This is a genomic window from Calothrix rhizosoleniae SC01, assembly GCF_900185595.1.
Taxonomy (GTDB): Bacteria; Cyanobacteriota; Cyanobacteriia; order Cyanobacteriales; family Nostocaceae; genus Calothrix_A; species Calothrix_A rhizosoleniae.
In genome coordinates, this window is the sequence record NZ_FYBH01000468.1 from 1 (window position 1) to 1,336 (window position 1,336).

A 1,336-nucleotide genomic window follows, 5' to 3' on the forward strand; every position below is an offset into this window, starting at 1 on the left:
ACTTCCTTTTCCAACTTACGTTTCCGCCGTTGGGAATCACGATAAACTTTGGAGTTTTGGGACTTTACATGGGCGAGAAATTCTTCCCAAGCAGAAAAGTTTGTCCAATTGATAAAGGGAGAAGCTGCATAAGGTACGAATAAATTGTGATCAAACCACTCTTGAGCTGTAACTACTCCATAACTTGCCCAGGTGATGTGAGGTACTCTTGTTCTAGTGGTTTTTACTCTAGTGGTTTTTGCCTGTGATAATGAGATTGGCTCAAAAAAATCAAGAAATTGCCAATCAGTAATAGGTTCTCCATCTGGAAATGTCGGTAATCGCCATATCTTACCTTGGAGTAAAAAGTCTTCTAGATGCAATTTTACTTCTGGAAAATATACTTTGTTAAAGGCTTCGAGAAATGGAGCAGAAGAATAAATATTCATAGGACTTTAGTATTTATATATCTGTGTCTAATAAAGAAGTTTTTCTCTTCAAGTTAAAATTTGGCAACGGATTTTTTGACTCCGCCGACTCTTGGGAGTAATACATGTAACTGTCAGGCTCACGTTTTTTACTGACATCATTCACTACCATGCCCAAAATATTCTGACTAGACTGGCTCAACAACTCTTTAGTTGTATTTGCACTATTCCACTCAACTATTCCAGGACGAACCACTAACAACATCCCATCGGTTAGGCGACCCAAAGTAGTCGCATCTGCTGTCCCTAGAATAGAGGTAGTATCAAAAACAACTAAGTCGTAATCATGGATAAAACCTTTCACTAATTCAGCCATCCGTTGAGAATTCAGTAATGAAAGTGGATTTGGTGGTAAAGTGCCAGATGGAAGAACAAAGAGGTTCTGCATCACTCGCTCTATAGGTATATCAAGACTTACTTGATTAGTGATTAAATTACTGAGACCAACCACATTCTTCAACGCAAGATTCCAAATATGATGCTGGGTAGGATGACGCATATCAGCATCTACTAGTAAAACTTTACTGCCCATTTGAGCCATTGCCATTGCCAAATTAGCAGCAACAAAGGATTTTCCTTCTTTGGGTACAGAACTTGTAACCACAATACTCTTCAGTTGCTGATCAGAAAGAAAATTCAAGTTAGATTGCAGTATTTGGTACGCATCACCAATAGGAAACTGTGATATGTCTCTACCAACTAATTTGGGAATCTGTTCCTCTGACTTTGGTTTCCATAGCCAATTCTGCTGACGATTATTATCAAATGAAGGTATAATTCCCAGCAGAGTGTATTGAAATAGTTCTTTAGCTTCTTGAACCGTTTTTAGGGATTGGTCAATTAAATCCAATACTAAGGCCGCAATTAAG

General features: G+C 38.2%; 2 protein-coding genes. Both read right to left on the reverse strand.

What is annotated here, in order from left to right:
• A partial coding sequence (locus CALSC_RS25605) for a hypothetical protein (protein ID WP_143288405.1) occupies positions 1-428 on the reverse strand: 428 nt, incomplete at its 3' end.
• A gap of 13 nt (positions 429-441) precedes the next feature.
• The coding region (locus tag CALSC_RS25610; protein WP_143288406.1) for a tyrosine-protein kinase family protein at positions 442-1,336 on the reverse strand (895 nt) is incomplete at its 5' end.